Genomic DNA, 14,774 nt, shown 5'->3' with positions numbered 1-14,774 from the left:
GACCTGCCGTCACACCGGCCAGGCGGCTTCGCGGTAGGCGCTGTCCCAGAACATCCATTCGAGCCTAGTCGCGTGGGTGAAGGCCTTGTGCATGCGCTCGCGAACGGTGGACGATGCCCCGCGGGCGGCTTCGTCCGTCGCCGCGATCATCCGGGCGACGGCGTCCTGGAAGTCCGTTCCGGAATAGGTGTCGATCCAGGCGCGATAGGGATTGCCGGCGCTCTCGCGCGCCAGGATGTCCCGCCCGACCTCGGCGTAGATCCAGAAGCACGGCAGCAGCGCCCCGAGCAGCACCTCGAACGGCTCGGCGTAGGCCGTCGCCATGAGATACGCGACGTAGTGATCGCAGGCCGGCGTCAGCGGCGTCGCCGCGAAGGCCTCCGCGCCGATGCCGTAGTCGCGGAAGAAGCCGCCGTGGAGCGCGCGCTCGACGACGATCGCCTCTTCCGCCGCCTTGGCGAACAGGACGATGCCGTCGGGCTCCGGCGCCTTGGCGGCGGCGAGACTCAGGGCGCGGCCGAAGCCGATGAGGTAATGGGCGTCCTGGACGATGTAATGCGTGAAGCGCGACCGGTCGAGCGTGCCGGCCGCCAGCTCGGCGTTGAACGGCATCGTGCGGATGGTCTCGTAGAGCGCGGCGTTGCGCGCCCACGCGGCTTGCGAGAACGTGCCGGTTTTCGCATCGCCCATGGTTCGGCCTCTCGTCGTGTCGCGCGGCGCGGCCGCCGCCGGATCGGTCAACCCTGACGCTGGGCTTCGGTGACGGCGACGTGGATCAGCTCGGCCAGCGTCCGCACGCCGAGCTTCTGGCGCATCTGCGAGCAGGCGTTGGTCACGGTCTTGTAGCTCACTGACAGGTCGGTCGCGATCGCGCCGTAGGACTTGCCCTGCGCGAGGCGCGCGAGGATCTGCTGCTCGCGCGGCGTCAGCTGGGATTCGGGGGTGCGGCGGGCGTCGGTGCGCAGCATCGCGACCTCGGTGGCGAGGCGCCGGTCGAGGTAGACCTGCCCCGCCCGGACCTTCTCGAAGGCCTCGAACAGCTCGGCCGAGGCGTGGTCCTTGAGCACGTAGCCGAGCGCGCCGGCCTCGAGCGCGCGTGCCACGATCACCGGATCGTTGTGCATGCTGAACACGAGGATGCGGGTCTTGGGCTCGACCGCGCACATGCGGCGGATCAGGCCGAGGCCGGCCAGGCCGCTGCCCTGGAACGTCAGGTCGCAGATCACGATCGGCGGGCGCAGGCGGTGGAACGCCCGGTAGCCGTCGACCACGGTGGTCGCCTCGGCCACCGTCTCGATGCCGGCATCCTCCAGCACCCGGCGGCAGCCCTGGAGCACGATCGGATGATCGTCGATCACGAGGACCGGCATCCGGGTCTCGACGGCAACGGGCTTCATGGCAAAGGCGTTCATCGAGCCGGGAACTTCATCGGGGGATCGCTCGGGATGGCGAGGCCGCTCAGGCGGATCGCACCGGGTCGGCATCGTCGCCCCTTTGCGCATCCACGGGAATGATAATGCGGACAACGGCGCCCGGGGGGTGCTTGTCAAGAACAAACGTTCCGTCGAGCGCTTCGACGCGCTCGCGCATGCCCGAGAGCCCGAGGCCGGTGCCGTGATCGGGCGCGAACCCGGTGCCGTCGTCGGCGATCGACACGACCAGCGAGCCGTTCCCCTCGCGCGCCTCGGCGGTGACCGTCGCGGCGTGGCCGTGACGCACGGCGTTGGTCATGCTCTCCTGGATGCAACGGAACACCGTGAGGTCGGCGAGATCGCCGTAGCCGCGGGCGAGCCCTTGGAACCGCCCGGTGAATCGGGTCTCGGGGTGTCGGCGGGCGAAGTCGCGCAACAGCAGGTCGAGGCAGTCGGCGAGCGGAACCTGGCCGAGCGCGTGCGGACGCAGACGGTTGAGCAGGTCGCGGTTGCGGCTCTGCACCTGACCGACGATCGCCGCGATCTCGGAGGCGCGCGCCAGGAGCTTGTCCCGGTCGGGCTCGGCCGTGCCGGTCGCGAGCCGCTTCACGGAAGCCGCGTTGGCTTCCAGGGCGAACAGGCAGGGGCCGAACTCGTCGTGCAGTTCCAGTGCCGTGCTGTGGCGCTCGTCGTCCTGCGCGGTCAGCAGTTGCCGCTTCAGGCGGCCGTTGGCGGCCCGGACGGCACTCAGCGCTTCCGCGACCTGGTTGAAGCGCCTGGCGATCACCGCGAACTCGTGGGTCGCCGGGTTCTCGAGCCGCGCGGTGTAATCGTGCCGCTCGAGCTGAGTCAGGCCGTCGGCGAGGCGGCCCAGCGGCGCCAGCACGCGCCCGAGCGCAAGGTAGAGGGCTGCCAGCATCGCCGCGTTGATGCAGAACGTCGTCAGCGACAGGGCGCGCGCATAGACCCAGATCTCGTCGATCTCGTCCATCGGCTGCGTGGTGATCCGCGCCGTGCCGATCGTGCGGCCGGCGGTGACGATCGGCAGCTCGTGCTGCTCGATTTTCGGCATGATCAGGTCTGCGAACCAAGCCGGCGCCGTCTTCTCCTGACGCGGATGGCCGATCGGCGCGCCCACCGTCGCGCCGGCGGCGTCGCGCACCGTGACGCGGACGTGGCGCAGGATCTGGAAGCGCAGGTCGAGGGTCTGGAGCAGGCGTTCGGACGGGGCCGCGTCGAGGAGGCGGATCGTGTCGGCGACGAGCGATTCCACGGTGGAGAGCGATGCCCGCGTCTCGACCTTCACCGCCGTGCGCGCGTTGATCACGATGACGCCGCAGGAGACCAGGGCCGCGACGACGTCGATGGCGAGGACGACGGCGATCAGCCGCGCGCGGGTCGACCAGCCGCTCCAGAACCCGGCCGCCGGGATCGCCTGCGGTGGAACAGGGGAGGCGGTGCCGGGCGCGTCGTCCGGCGGTGTCGAGAGGGAGATCGGTCTGGCGCTCACGCCGCGCAGGGTGGCGGCGACGCGCGGCGAAGTCCATGCCGCGCAGGCGCGCTCGGCATGCGGTCCACATCGCAGCCTTCGGTTGCAGACGGCGCTTGAGCCTCCGCGACGACCGGCGTAGCCGTGCCCACCATGGCCCTCGACGCGACCGATCGCGACATCCTCTGCGCCGCGCTCGCCGATCCCGCGAGCGCGTGGAACCTCGGCGCGTTCGGGGCGGCCGCCGAGTTCCGCCGGCGGCCGGACGAACCGTTCCGGATCCTTGGGGAGGACCGGATTGGCCTTCGAACCGCCAGGGGCGGCATCGCGCTGACGCTGACGGATGCGGTGCGGCCGATCGCCTACGAGATGCCGGTGGGCGACGGATGGAGCCACGCGGTCGCGCTGTGCCTGCCGGCTGCGGAATTCGGCGCCGTCGCCTGCTCGCGGTTCACCGAGCTCGGCCCCGATCGCGAAGCGCTCGATCCGGCTCGGCGGGCGGCCGTGAGCTTCGATCTGGGTCTCGGCTCGGCGCAGGTCTCCGTCCGGGTCAGGACCGATCGGCCGGGACCGCTCGCGCGGCTCCGCGCGCATCTCGGCGCCGCACCGCCGGATTTCGATGGCGCGATCCGGCCGGAGGCGTTGGGCGGCGAGGCAGACTTGGTCGTCGTGGGACCGCTCGGGCGGATCGAGGTGTCGTCCGGCGCCGGCGATCCGTTCGGGCCGCGGGCCTACGTCGTGCCGAAGATCCTGTGCCGCCGCCGCACCCACGTGGCCACGGCGCCGATCCCGGCCGGCCTGGTGCCGGTGGGCCATCTCTACCCGCCCCATCCCTGTCGTGATTCCGCTTTGCGGCCGATCCCCTTCGAGCGTGCGCGGCACGACGCGTTCCAGGTTCTGCTCGCGCGCTGGGGCGATCGGGACGGCGTGACGCTGAAGGCGGCCGTCGCGGCCGGCGCATCGTCGCCCGTTCGGCCGGCGAGCCGATGGACCCGCGCGGTCGAGCGCGTGGCACGGGCGCAGGCCGTGCACCTCGCAGGTTGGCCCTGAGCCTCGACCGGGGCAGGACGCCCGGCGATACGAGTTCTTAAGCACACACCGTCTACGCAAGACCTCGGCGCGACAACGACTTCTCCACAGAAGATGCGACAGGTCGAAGCCCGGGGCTCGGCGCCGCGAAGCGGGGCGACATCGTTGCGCCGTATTGCCGGTTCTTGATCCCAGCCCAAGTTCCGCGTGCGGAACATCTTCGGAGGCGATGCGGCCGTGATGGGGAGATCGGTCGCATCCGCCTCGCGTGCCCGATGCAACCTCCTGCCATGATCGCCCCCCGATGAATGATCTCGCCCTCGACCCGTCCGAGACCCGGCAATCGCCGAAGACGGTGCCGCGCCCGGCCGCACGACGCCCCTGGGCCCGCATCGCGCTGTTCGGCGTGATCGGGGTGGCCGGGACCGGGGCCTTCGCCGCCGCGGCCAGCACCTACCTCTCAGGCCTCGCCGGACCGCAGCGCGCCAAGCCGATCGTGACAAGCCGGCAGGCCGCCGACTGGCCCGACCTGAAGGACGGGCTGCCGGCGCTGGCGACGGGCAGCCCCTCGTCGATCCCGAAGATCCGCGAGATCCTGCCGCCCGAGCCGGCTGAGCCCCCGGTCGTCGAAGCGCGGATCGATCCGATGCTGCGCGCGGGCTCCGTCGCCACCGACGCCGTACCGACACCGGCGACGCCCGCCATCACCCCGAACCCGCCCGTCGCCGCGAGCAAGCTCGCGACGCCGGCACCCGCGCCGAAACCGGTCCCGGCGCTCGTCGAGGTGCCAGTGATCGGCCCGGCCCGTCAGGCGACCCTGGTCGCGCCGGCTCGCACCGTGCCCGGCATCGCGCCGCTGGCGGCCGAGACCGTGCCCGCCAAGACCGAGACCGCGACCTACGCGGCCCTGCCGCCGGAGCCCCCGAAGGCGGTCGCGACCCGTCCGGCATCGGCGGTGGACGAAACGGCCAAGATCGAAGCGGCCAAGATCGAAGCGGCCAAACCTGAGCTGGCGAAGCGCGAGGCCGCGAAGCCCGAGCCTTCGAAGGCGAAGCCGCGGATCGAGGCGCACGCGAAGCCTCCCGCCGCCACGGCGGCACCAGCGGCGAGCAAGGCGGTCGCTGAAAAGCCGGCCGCCCGCAAGCCCGCGGCGGTCGAAGCCAAGGCGGTACCCGCGGAAGCGCAGGACGAGGACACCGAGGTGTTCGGCATCAAGGTGCCGTCCCTGGCGCCGGCCGGGCGCAAGCTGCGCGAGAGCGTCGAGGCGCTCGGCGATGCGGTGAAGGGCATTCCCGACCGGTTCTGACCGGTCGGGTCGCTGCGAGGCAACGTCGGCCGCGCTTAGGCGCGCGGCTTGCGGGCGTAAGGCTTCGCCGCCTCTGGCTTGCCGATGTGGCGCTCGTGCTTGGCCGCGCGCGGGCTCTTGAAGCCGGCCGGCCCCTTGCGCTCGGCGACCGGGGCATCGCCGACCAGGGCCTCGACCTGAATCTCCGGCGAGCCGTTGCGGGCGAAGGCCTGCGCGAAGCGCGAGGCGGCGTTGCCGCGCACCTCGAACTTGGTCTCGCGGTCGAAGATGCGGATCGCGCCGATCTCCTGGCGGTCGATCCCGCCGCGGCGGGTCAGCATCGGCAGCAGGCGCCGCGGGTCGGCGTTGTCGCGCCGGCCGAGGTTGAGCCGGAACCACACCGCCGGGCCCATCGCCGCGATGCGCTCGGGGTCCATCGGATCGTAGGGCGGCCGGCTCGCGGAGCCGCGGCCGGACTGGTCGCCCGGATCGGTGACCTCCTCCGGCGCCGGCAAGCGGGTGCGGTAGACGCGGGCGAGGGCGGCGGCGAGCTCGAGCGGGGTGCGGCCGGTGACCAGCGTCTCGGCGAGGGCGAGATCCTCCTCGCCGGGTGCCTCGGTGAACAACGGGTCTTCCAGCATGCGCTCGCCGTCGAGGCGCCGGATCTCGTCGGCCGACGGGGGACCGCCCCATTCGGGGCTGATCTTGGCGAGCTGGAACATCTGCTCGGCCCGGCGGCGGCGGGCGTTCGGCACCAGCAGGATGCTGGTGCCCTTCTTGCCGGCGCGTCCCGTGCGGCCGCTGCGGTGCTGCAGCACCTCGGCGTCGTGCGGCAGGTCGGCGTGGATGACGAGCGACAGACCCGGCAGGTCGATGCCGCGGGCGGCGACGTCGGTCGCGACGCAGACCTTCGCGCGGCCGTCGCGCAGCGCCTGGAGCGCGGCGTTGCGCTCGCCCTGGCCGAGTTCCCCCGACAGGGCCACGGTGGAGAAGCCGCGCTCGGTCAGGCTCGCCTGGAGGTGACGCACCGCGTTGCGGGTGTTGCAGAACACGATCGCCGTCGGCGCGTCGGCGGCGCGCAGCAGGTTGAGCACGACGTGCTCGATCTCGCGCGGCACCACGCGAATCGCCCGGTAGGCGATGTCGGCGTGACCGCGGGTCTCGCTCTTCACCGCAAGGCGCAGCGCGTCGCGCTGGTAGCGGGCGGCGAGGCTGTCGATCGCCTTCGGCAGCGTCGCCGAGAACAGGAAGGTGCTGCGCTCGTTCGGCGTCGCCGAGAGGATGAACTCGATGTCCTCGCGGAAGCCGAGGTCGAGCATCTCGTCGGCCTCGTCGAGCACGACGGCCCTCATCTGGTCGGTGACGAGGGTGCGGCGCTCGAGGTGGTCGCGCAGGCGCCCAGGCGTGCCGACGACGATGTGCGTGCCCTCGTTGAGCGCGCGCGCCTCGCGGCGCGGGTCCATGCCGCCGACGCAGGCCGTGACGCGGCCGCCGGCCGGGCCGTAGAGCCACATCAGCTCGCGCTGGACCTGCAGCGCCAGCTCGCGCGTCGGCGCGATGACCAGCGCCAGGGGAGCACCGGCCGGCGCCAGCATCTCGGCACCGTCGAGCAGCAGGCCGGCCATGGCGAGGCCGTAGGCCACAGTCTTGCCAGAACCGGTCTGCGCCGAGACCAAAAGGTCTCTGCCGTCGGCGGCCGCTTCGAGGACGGCGCTCTGCACCGGTGTGGGTTCGGCGTAGTCATGGTCGGCGAGCGCCCGCGCGAACGGGGCGGGAAGGGTCGGAAACGGCACGGTGCGGGGCTTTCACGACCGTCCGTCCCGTCGGAACCGGCGCAGGGCGCGGTTCTCTATCAGGCTCACCGGTCTCGACTCGGGTTGCGAAGCCCTATCCTCTAGCGGCTTCGCGGCGGTTCCGCCACGTCCCGGCCCGCATGGGGCGGTTGCGTGTGCGCAAGCCCTTCGATCGCCTAAAGGTCTTTCGGGTGCGTGGGGCATCCGGGCGGGTCGGACGGCGGATGGGCATGGTGCGGTTGGCGGTGGCGTGGGCGACGGTCGGCGCCTTCGCATGGTTCGGCAAGGACTGGCTCGGCGACCTCGACCGGCCGCTCTGGGCCCTGGCCCTGTTCGCCTGGCTGCTCGTCGCGATCTTCTGGTGCGCCTTCGGCGTGGTGCACGAGGCGGAGGAGCTTGCCGACCTGCTCGGCGAGCCGCTCGGCACCCTGGTGCTCACGCTCTCCATCGTCGTGATCGAGGTGGCCCTGGTCTCCGCGGTGATGCTCGGTGCCAAGGATGCGCCGACGCTCGGGCGCGACACGATGTTCGCGGTGCTGATGATCGTGCTGAACGGCGTCGTCGGGCTCGGCCTGCTGATCGGCGGGCTCAGGCATCACCAGCAAAGCTACAACCTGCAAGGGGCGTCGGCCTTCCTGTCGGTGATCATCCCGCTCTCGACCCTCGCGCTGATCATCCCGAACTTCACCACCTCCACCCGCGACGGGACCCTGACGACGCTTCAGGCGGTGACCTTCTCGGGCTTCACCCTCGCACTCTACGGGGTGTTCCTGCTGATCCAGACCGGGCGGCACAGCGATTTCTTCCAGGAGGAGGGCCACGCGGCGCGGGGCCGAGCCGCCGGAGCGGAACGCGAGGGGCCCGAGTGCGAAACGGCATCCGCCGGGAGCATCGTCCGGCACACGATCCTGCTGATCGCCAACATCCTGCCGATCGTGCTCCTGTCGAAGAGCCTCGCGACCATCCTCGACCACGGCATCGCCGCCCTCGGCGCCCCGTCCGCCCTCTCGGGCGTGCTGATCGCGGCGATCGTGTTCACGCCCGAGGCGATCTCTGCATTGAAGGCGATTGCCCGCAACGAGTTGCAGCGCGCGATCAATCTCTGCCTCGGCGCCGCGACCTCGACCATCGGCCTGACCGTGCCGGCCGTGCTCGCGGTCGGCCTGATCACCGGGAAGACCGTGGTCCTCGGGCTCAAGCCGACCGAGATGACCCTGCTCGCCGTGACCCTGATCCTGAGCACGCTGACCTTCTCGGGCCTGCGCACCACGGTGCTTGAGGGCGCGGTGCACCTGATCGTGTTCTTCGTTTATCTCGTCCTGATCTTCAGCCCCTGACCCCCTCCGCCCCGACCATGTCGTCGCGCGGGGCAATGGGATCGTGCCGACGGATCGCAGGCGGGGCGTCTGGCGTCCCGGCTTCGTCGATCGACCGATGAAGGCAGGATTGCCGTTCCTCCAAGCCGCTTTCCCGGGGCGGCAACGGACGATATCCGTCGGCCGAGGCCTCAGCATAGCCCGAATCGGATGTCGGATTGCACGTCGGACAGCGGCTCGCCGCGCAACGACGTGAGCCGGTCGCGCAAGGCGCTGGTGCACCACTACTTCGCCGAGGGCTGCGTGTGCTACCACGACCTCTCGGCGACGACCTCGGCGGTGCACGGCCCGGTGGAAAGCCTGCCGACCTGCGGCGCATCGAGCCCCGACATCAAACGGCGCAGCCAGATCGTCCGCTCCTGAATCCCGGAGCATCGCGAGGTCGCACCCGTCTCGCGCGCACCGGCCGCCACCGCGCGAAAGACCCTAGCCGCCGAACCGCTCCGTGCGGATCAGGCCCGGCGCGACGCCCGCCTCGACAAGCAGCGTCGCGGCCGTGCTGACGAACGGCGTGGCGCCGCAGACGAAGACCCGGGCCGGCTGGCCGAGCCTGGCGAGGGCTTCGGCGACCATCGCCGCGTCGATCCGGCGTCCGCCTTCACGCGTCGCGGTGAATGTCAGCGACAGGCCCGGCTCGGCGCCGGCACGCGCCTCGATCTCGGCGAGCGCGACGGCGTCGCTCCGCGTCCGGGCCGAATAGAGCAGCAGCGCCGGGATCTCGGGCGCGGCGACCGCGCGGTGGCGCAGCATGGCGAGCAGCGGCACCACGCCGGAGCCGCCGCCGACGAGCAGCAGCGGCCCGCCATCGGCCGGCCCCCAGGAAAACGAGCCGCCGATCGGCCCGCGCAGCTCGATCGCGTCGCCGACCTCGGCGATCTCGTGGAAGAAGCCCGAGACCTCGCCGCCTTCCAGCCCCTCGATCATCAGCTCGATCGTCCCCGAGCCGTCCGGCGCGGAGGCGATCGAGTAGCTGCGCTGCGCCCGGTAGCCGTCCTCGGCGGTGAGGCGCACGTCGACGTGCTGGCCCGGCCGGTAGGCGTCGGCGATCCCGGTGCGCAGGCGAAAGCTCTTCACCCGCGCGGTGACCGGCCCGATCGCCCTGATCACGCCCTCGCGCCAGCGAAAATTGGGGGCCTCAGTCACCGGTGTAGCGCTGCTCGCGCCACGGGTCGCCGTACATGTGGTAGCCGCGCATCTCCCAGAAGCCGGCCTCGTCCTTCTTGGTGAAGCGCAGGCCCTTCACCCATTTCGCGCTCTTCCACAGGTAGAGGTGCGGCACGAGCAGACGGGCCGGGCCGCCATGGTCCGGCTCGATCGGCGCGCCCTCGTAATGCGTCGCGATCATCGCGCGGCCGCCGACGAGGTCGGCGACGGGAACGTTGGTCGAATAGTCGTCGTAGCCCTCGGCAAGCAGGAAATCGGTCGGGGCCGCGATGCCGGCATCGGCGAGGAGGTCGTCGAAGCTCACGCCCTCCCAGCCGGTGTCGAACTTCGACCACTTGGTGACGCAGTGGATGTCGCCCTGCCACGTGGTCCGCGGCAGCCCCTGGAACGCGTCCCAGTCCCAGGATTTCAGCGGCTTCGCGCCGTCCCGCAGCGTGAAGCGCCAGGTGGCGAGATCGATCACCGGGTTCGGCCCGATCTGGAGGATCGGGAAATCCTCGACGCGATGCTGCCCGGGAGGCAGCCGCTTCTGCGTCTCTTCCGGACTGCGCCGGCCGACGAAGCCTCGTGTCGCCATTCGTATCGCTCCGATGCTGCTTGCGCCGGTTGCAGCCGGAATGGCCGGCGCCGTCAAGCACCGGCTTCAGCGAACGCAACGGCGGCGCTACGCTCGCCCCGCGGCACGCAATCGACAGGGCGGCGACGATGGACCCGGCCTTCAAGGATCATTTCTCGTCCCATGCGGCCGGCTACGCCGCGCACAGGCCGACCTATCCGCCGGCGCTCGCCGCGTTCCTCGCCGAATGCGCGCCCGGTCGAGCCCGCGCGCTCGATTGCGCCTGCGGCACCGGCCAACTCTCGACGCCGCTCGCCGAGCATTTCGACGCCGTCGTCGCCACCGATGCCAGCGCCGCGCAGATCGCGAACGCGACGCCGCATCCCCGCGTCGCGTACCGGATCGGGGCGGCCGAGAGGAGCGGCCTGCCGGCGGCGAGCGTCGATCTGATCACCGTGGCGCAGGCCGCCCATTGGCTCGACCTCGACGCCTTCTACGCGGAGGTCCGCCGCGTCGCCCGCCCGGGCGCCGTGCTGACGCTCGTCAGCTACGGCATCCTCCACGTCGAGGGCGCACCCGACGCGGTGGTGCAGCATTTCTACCGCAACGTCGCCGGACCGTACTGGCCGCCGGAGCGCAGGCACGTCGAAGAGGGATACCGCTCGCTGCCGTTCCCCTTCGCGGAGTTCGTCGCGCCGGACCTCGCGATCGCCGTCGCGTGGCGTCTTTCCGACCTCGTCGGCTACGTCGAGACATGGTCGGCGCTGCGGGGGCTCGAGACGGCGGTCGGCCGGGCGCCGGTCGACGCGTTCCAGGATGCGCTCGCCGCGTCGTGGGGGCCGGCCGAGCACCGCCGCACCGTACGCTGGCCGCTGGCGTTGCGACTCGCGCGGCTGTGAGCGGCAGCGTCGATCGGACGTCGAAGATTTGCCTCAAAGCACGCTGATCTGTGTTGCGATCCGCGGCCCAACACGAACGTGATCGTGCGATGAGCTTCGAAGCCTGCGGCGTTCGCATTTCGTTTACGAACTGGCCGGACATTGCGACCACGACAGATCCCGAGGGGACGAACCATGATCCGAACTCTTTCCGTTGCTCTCCTCGCCGGGAGCCTCGTCGCCGCAGCACCCGCGGCTGAAGCCCGTGACGGCATCGGCGCCGGCGGCGCAGCCGCGCTCGGCGTGCTCGGTGGCCTCGCCGTCGGCGGCGCGATCGCCTCCTCGCAGAACGGCTACTATCCCGGCCAGCCGGTCTACCGCGCCCCGCGCCCGGTCTACGTCGAGGAAGATTACGGCCCGGTCTGCCACATCGAGCGCCGCCGGACGATCGACGCCTACGGCGACGTGTTCATCCGCCGCGTCCGCGTCTGCGAATAAGCGATCGATCCGCGGCCGGTCGCAGCACCGGCCGCGTTCAAAGTCTCGGCCGGTCCCGCGGCGCGGCGGGCTCGACGAAGGCCGGGCCTGGGCCGCGCCCGAGCCGTTCCGCGCAGAAGATGCCGCCGAGCACCAGGGCCAGCGCGACGGCCTCATTGGTGCCGAAGGGCTCCCCGACCACGAGCACGGCGAGCCCGGCGCCGAAGATCGGCACGAGATTGACGAACAAGCCGGCCCGGTTCGGCCCGATCAGCTCGACACCGCGCATGAAGAACAGCTGCGCGGCCAGCGACGGCCCGAGCGCGACGAACACCACGATCGCCCAGCCCTCGATCCCCGGCCAGATCACCCGGCCGGACGCCGCCTCGATCGCCAGAAGCGGCAGGGAGGTGACGAAGGCCATCAGCGCCATCGCCGCGAAGAAGCTCAGCCCGGAAATGGCCGGGCGGTGCGGCAGGGCGATGGTGTAGCCAGCATAGAACAGGCAGGCGATGAAGATCAGCACGTCGCCGCGGTTGAAGCCGAGGGTGGCGAGCACGTGCCAGTCGCCGTGCGTCGCGGCCACCGCCGCGCCGAGGAGGGTCACGAGCACGCCGATCGCTTGGCCGGACGTGACCCGGGTCCGATAGAGACCGTAGTTCATCAGAATCACCAGAACGGGGATCGAGCCCTGGAACAGGGCGAGGTTGATCGCGCTGGTGTAGGCCCCGGCGGCGTAGAACAGGCTGTTGAACGCCGTGTAGCCAAGGCCGCCCATCAGCAGGACGAGCCGCCAATGGCCACGCATGCCCGGCCAATCGGCCGCGATGCGGCGCCGGGCGAACAGCCACAGCACAACGCAGACCACGGCCCAGCGCAGCGACGTGATCGCTTGCGGCGAGACGTGGCCCGGCGCCCACTTCCCCGCCACCGCGTTGCCTGCCCAGAGCAGGGCGGTCAACGTCAGGAGGGGATAGGCCGCGACGGTCCGGGGAGGCGTGGGAATCGCCAGCCGCTCAGCGGCGGCGGAACTGGCCGCCGCGCACCGGCGGACGCGGGCCGGCCGAGCGCTCGTCCTTGTGACGGAACACGAGGCGGCCCTTCTCGAGGTCGTAGGGCGACATCTCGACGGTGACGCGGTCGCCGGCCAACGTCTTGATGCGGTTCTTCTTCATCTTGCCGGCAGTGTAGGCGACGATCTCGTGGCCCTGGTCGAGCTGCACCCGGTAGCGCGCATCCGGCAGGATCTCGAGAACGAGACCGTCGAACTGCATCAATTCTTCTTTCGCCATTCACCCTCTCCAGTCGGACCGTCTGGAAGCAGGCGTTCCGGCGCACGATCTTTCGTCACGGCAATTCGATGAACGCGGCGGCGGCAGGTCCGTATCCGGAGGCGCCAAGCCATCGAGCGTCGGGCACGATGTAGGGTCCTCCCGCCACGCAAGCAAGCTTCGCCGCCTCGCGACCACGGCGGCGTCGACACAAAAAGCGCCGTTCCCGGACGATTCCTGTGCGAAACGGTTGATCCTACGGCGCCGTCTCGTTGCCCGCGTAATCGAGCCGGCCGTCCGGAGTACGCTTCCAGACCTTGAGGGCTACGGCACCCGAGCTCGGGTCGCCCTGCGCATCGAAGGCGATTTCGCCCTGGATCGTGCGGAAGGGCGCGCCCCGGAGTGCTGCGGCGACCGTGCGCCCGTCCCGAGACTTCGCCCGGTCGATCGCCTGCGCCAGCACCTCGACCGCCGCATAGGTCGGCCCGGCGAGCGCATCGGCTTCCGCGGTGCGGGGCGGGCGGCCCTTGACCTCGGGAAGCCGCGCCGGCTCGGCCGGGACGGTCATCACCGTCCCCTCGCCGGCGGCCGACGCGAGCGTCGCGAAGTCTCGGTCGAGGATGCCGTCGCTCGCCACCAGCCGGGCGGTCGACCCGGCGTCGCGCATCGCGTGCGCGAGCGTCGCCGCCTCCGGCGCCAGCCCGCCGAAGTAGACCGTGTCGACGCGGGCGGCCTTCAGCGTCGCGGCGAGGTCTGCAGCGTCCCGGCTGCCGCGCGGCAGGCTCTCGAACGCGACCTCGGGCCTGCCGGCGGCCTTGAGCGTCGCGGAGACCGCGTCCGCGAGGCCCCGCCCGAAAGTGGTTCGGTCGTGGACGATGGCGACGCGGCGCCCGGCTTCGTGCGCGAGCAGGTAGCGGCCGGCGGCCTCGCCCTGCTGCGCGTCGCCGGCGACGATGCGGAACAGGGTCGCGTAGCCCCGGCGCGTCAGCGCGGCCCAGGTCGCGCCCGGCGTGACCACGACGATGCCGGCATCGTCGTAGATCGCGGCGGTGGCGGCCGCGACCGAGGATTCGAGCGGCCCGACCACGAGGCGGATGCTGTCCGCGGCGAAGCGCCTGGCGACCGCGACGCCCTGCTTCGCGTCGCCGGCATCGTCCGCGACCACCAGCGCGAGCTTGCGGCCGGACGCGCCGGCCGCGCGGTTGAGGTCGGCGACGGCCTGCTCGGCGCCGAGCCGCATGCCCTGGCCGAAGGCGGCGTCCGGCCCGGTGAGCGGAGCCGACAGCCCGATCTTGGTGACCGTCTGAGCCGCGGCCGGCGCAGCGAGCAGAAGTGCCGTGACGATCCCGATCAGTGCGCGCATCGAAACCCATACCGCAGCGGCCGGAGCGGCGGCCGCGATGACCTCGGGACAGCTTAGCCGCCGCGCCGCGCCGGCGAAAGCGAAGCGGCGCCGGTCCGACGGTCGATCAGCACGCCGTGTTTCCGAGCATGACGACCAGGCTTTCAGAGCGCGCCGTCGCGGATCGCGCCCGGATCGGCGAGGCTGTGCAGGACCCGGGCGGCGCTGTGGGCGAAGCGCAGCGTCACGGCCTTGCGGCGCGGGCCGGAGAGCGGGTGCTCGGGCGCGTCGCGGATCACCAGCCCGCCGAAGGCGTCGGCGACGATCAGGCCGCATTCGTCCGGGATCAGCGATTCCGGCACCGTGTCCGGGATCGCGAAGAAGAAGCGGTCGCAGAAGTCGCGGTAGCCGGGCCATTTCCGGTCGGCGCGGAAGTCCGCCACGCTCGACTTGATCTCGACGATGGTCAGGCGCCCGGCGCCGCACAGGGCGATCACGTCGGCGCGCCGCCCGTTGACCAGCGAGAACTCGGGCAGGGTGGCGCAGCCCATCTCGGAGAACAGGCGGCGCACCCCGCGCTGGATCCTCAGCGCCGTCGGCGACTGGCGCCGGTCGGGCGGCAGGATCAGGTCCGGCGCGGCGTCGACCGTGCGGGCTTCGGCCGGAAGAGCATGGGCGAGGGCTGACGACATCGTCTCTCGT

The 14,774-nt window shown here is 71.5% G+C and carries 16 protein-coding genes; 6 read left to right on the top strand and 10 right to left on the bottom strand.

What is annotated here, in order from left to right:
* Nucleotides 1–9: 9 nt before the first annotated feature.
* The 3 genes from MKK70_RS16385 to MKK70_RS16375 form a co-directional block, all read right to left on the bottom strand.
* Complete coding sequence (locus MKK70_RS16385; RefSeq protein ID WP_243948905.1) at nt 10–690, bottom strand: TenA family protein; 681 nt, start codon at nt 688–690, stop codon at nt 10–12.
* A 47-nt stretch (nt 691–737) separates the two neighbouring features.
* Nucleotides 738–1,397 carry a response regulator gene (locus MKK70_RS16380; RefSeq protein WP_409567434.1) on the bottom strand — a complete coding sequence of 220 codons (660 nt, stop codon included), beginning with the start codon at nt 1,395–1,397 and terminating at the stop codon, nt 738–740.
* Between the two features lie 61 nt (nt 1,398–1,458).
* Nucleotides 1,459–2,922, bottom strand: a complete 1,464-nt coding sequence (locus MKK70_RS16375) for an ATP-binding protein (RefSeq protein ID WP_409568286.1) — start codon at nt 2,920–2,922, stop codon at nt 1,459–1,461.
* A gap of 132 nt (nt 2,923–3,054) precedes the next feature.
* Between MKK70_RS16375 and MKK70_RS16370 the strand changes: the two genes are divergently transcribed.
* Both MKK70_RS16370 and MKK70_RS30660 read left to right on the top strand, forming a co-directional pair.
* Nucleotides 3,055–3,951 (top strand): DUF6925 family protein, encoded by an 897-nt coding sequence (locus MKK70_RS16370; RefSeq protein WP_409568287.1) that lies wholly within the window; start codon nt 3,055–3,057, stop codon nt 3,949–3,951.
* A 283-nt stretch (nt 3,952–4,234) separates the two neighbouring features.
* Nucleotides 4,235–5,236 (top strand): hypothetical protein, encoded by a 1,002-nt coding sequence (locus tag MKK70_RS30660; protein ID WP_279603680.1) that lies wholly within the window; start codon nt 4,235–4,237, stop codon nt 5,234–5,236.
* A 35-nt stretch (nt 5,237–5,271) separates the two neighbouring features.
* Here MKK70_RS30660 and MKK70_RS16360 read toward each other — a convergent pair whose 3' ends face one another.
* A complete protein-coding gene (locus MKK70_RS16360) occupies nt 5,272–7,008 on the bottom strand; it encodes a DEAD/DEAH box helicase (RefSeq protein ID WP_147841051.1) in 1,737 nt (578 codons plus the stop codon).
* A gap of 224 nt (nt 7,009–7,232) precedes the next feature.
* Between MKK70_RS16360 and MKK70_RS16355 the strand changes: the two genes are divergently transcribed.
* Nucleotides 7,233–8,345 carry a calcium:proton antiporter gene (locus tag MKK70_RS16355; RefSeq protein ID WP_409568285.1) on the top strand — a complete coding sequence of 371 codons (1,113 nt, stop codon included), beginning with the start codon at nt 7,233–7,235 and terminating at the stop codon, nt 8,343–8,345.
* 189 nt (nt 8,346–8,534) lie between these two features.
* On the top strand, nt 8,535–8,747 hold the full coding sequence (locus MKK70_RS16350) for a hypothetical protein (RefSeq protein ID WP_243936550.1): 213 nt from the start codon (nt 8,535–8,537) through the stop codon (nt 8,745–8,747).
* Nucleotides 8,748–8,810: 63 nt separating this feature from the next.
* Here the strand turns inward: MKK70_RS16350 and MKK70_RS16345 are convergent, their stop codons facing one another.
* Nucleotides 8,811–9,527 (bottom strand): FAD-binding oxidoreductase, encoded by a 717-nt coding sequence (locus MKK70_RS16345; RefSeq protein ID WP_243948902.1) that lies wholly within the window; start codon nt 9,525–9,527, stop codon nt 8,811–8,813.
* Complete coding sequence (locus MKK70_RS16340) at nt 9,520–10,125, bottom strand: sulfite oxidase-like oxidoreductase (protein ID WP_243934622.1); 606 nt, start codon at nt 10,123–10,125, stop codon at nt 9,520–9,522. Before MKK70_RS16340 ends, MKK70_RS16345 begins: the two co-directional genes overlap by 8 nt.
* A gap of 128 nt (nt 10,126–10,253) precedes the next feature.
* On the opposite strand from MKK70_RS16340, the gene MKK70_RS16335 reads away from it, so the two are divergent.
* Both MKK70_RS16335 and MKK70_RS16330 read left to right on the top strand, forming a co-directional pair.
* Nucleotides 10,254–11,003: a class I SAM-dependent methyltransferase gene (locus tag MKK70_RS16335; RefSeq protein ID WP_243948900.1), complete on the top strand. Its 750-nt coding sequence runs from the start codon at nt 10,254–10,256 to the stop codon at nt 11,001–11,003.
* A gap of 174 nt (nt 11,004–11,177) precedes the next feature.
* Nucleotides 11,178–11,480 carry a hypothetical protein gene (locus MKK70_RS16330; protein ID WP_243948898.1) on the top strand — a complete coding sequence of 101 codons (303 nt, stop codon included), beginning with the start codon at nt 11,178–11,180 and terminating at the stop codon, nt 11,478–11,480.
* A 37-nt stretch (nt 11,481–11,517) separates the two neighbouring features.
* Here the strand turns inward: MKK70_RS16330 and MKK70_RS16325 are convergent, their stop codons facing one another.
* From MKK70_RS16325 to MKK70_RS16310, 4 genes are all read right to left on the bottom strand, one after another.
* Nucleotides 11,518–12,471, bottom strand: coding sequence for a DMT family transporter (locus tag MKK70_RS16325; protein WP_279603685.1), 954 nt, complete (start codon nt 12,469–12,471; stop codon nt 11,518–11,520).
* A 4-nt stretch (nt 12,472–12,475) separates the two neighbouring features.
* Nucleotides 12,476–12,751 carry a translation initiation factor IF-1 gene (infA, locus tag MKK70_RS16320; RefSeq protein ID WP_147025743.1) on the bottom strand — a complete coding sequence of 92 codons (276 nt, stop codon included), beginning with the start codon at nt 12,749–12,751 and terminating at the stop codon, nt 12,476–12,478.
* A 235-nt stretch (nt 12,752–12,986) separates the two neighbouring features.
* Entirely contained in the window at nt 12,987–14,093 is a 1,107-nt protein-coding gene (locus MKK70_RS16315; protein WP_243948894.1) for a branched-chain amino acid ABC transporter substrate-binding protein, read from the bottom strand.
* Nucleotides 14,094–14,236: 143 nt separating this feature from the next.
* Nucleotides 14,237–14,764 carry an MmcB family DNA repair protein gene (locus tag MKK70_RS16310; RefSeq protein WP_243948893.1) on the bottom strand — a complete coding sequence of 176 codons (528 nt, stop codon included), beginning with the start codon at nt 14,762–14,764 and terminating at the stop codon, nt 14,237–14,239.
* Between the last annotated feature and the right edge of the window lie 10 nt (nt 14,765–14,774).

Origin of the sequence: Methylobacterium sp. E-041 (assembly GCF_022829665.1) — a bacterium.
Taxonomy (GTDB): Bacteria; Pseudomonadota; Alphaproteobacteria; order Rhizobiales; family Beijerinckiaceae; genus Methylobacterium.
This window is presented reverse-complemented; position numbering and strand designations above follow the sequence as displayed.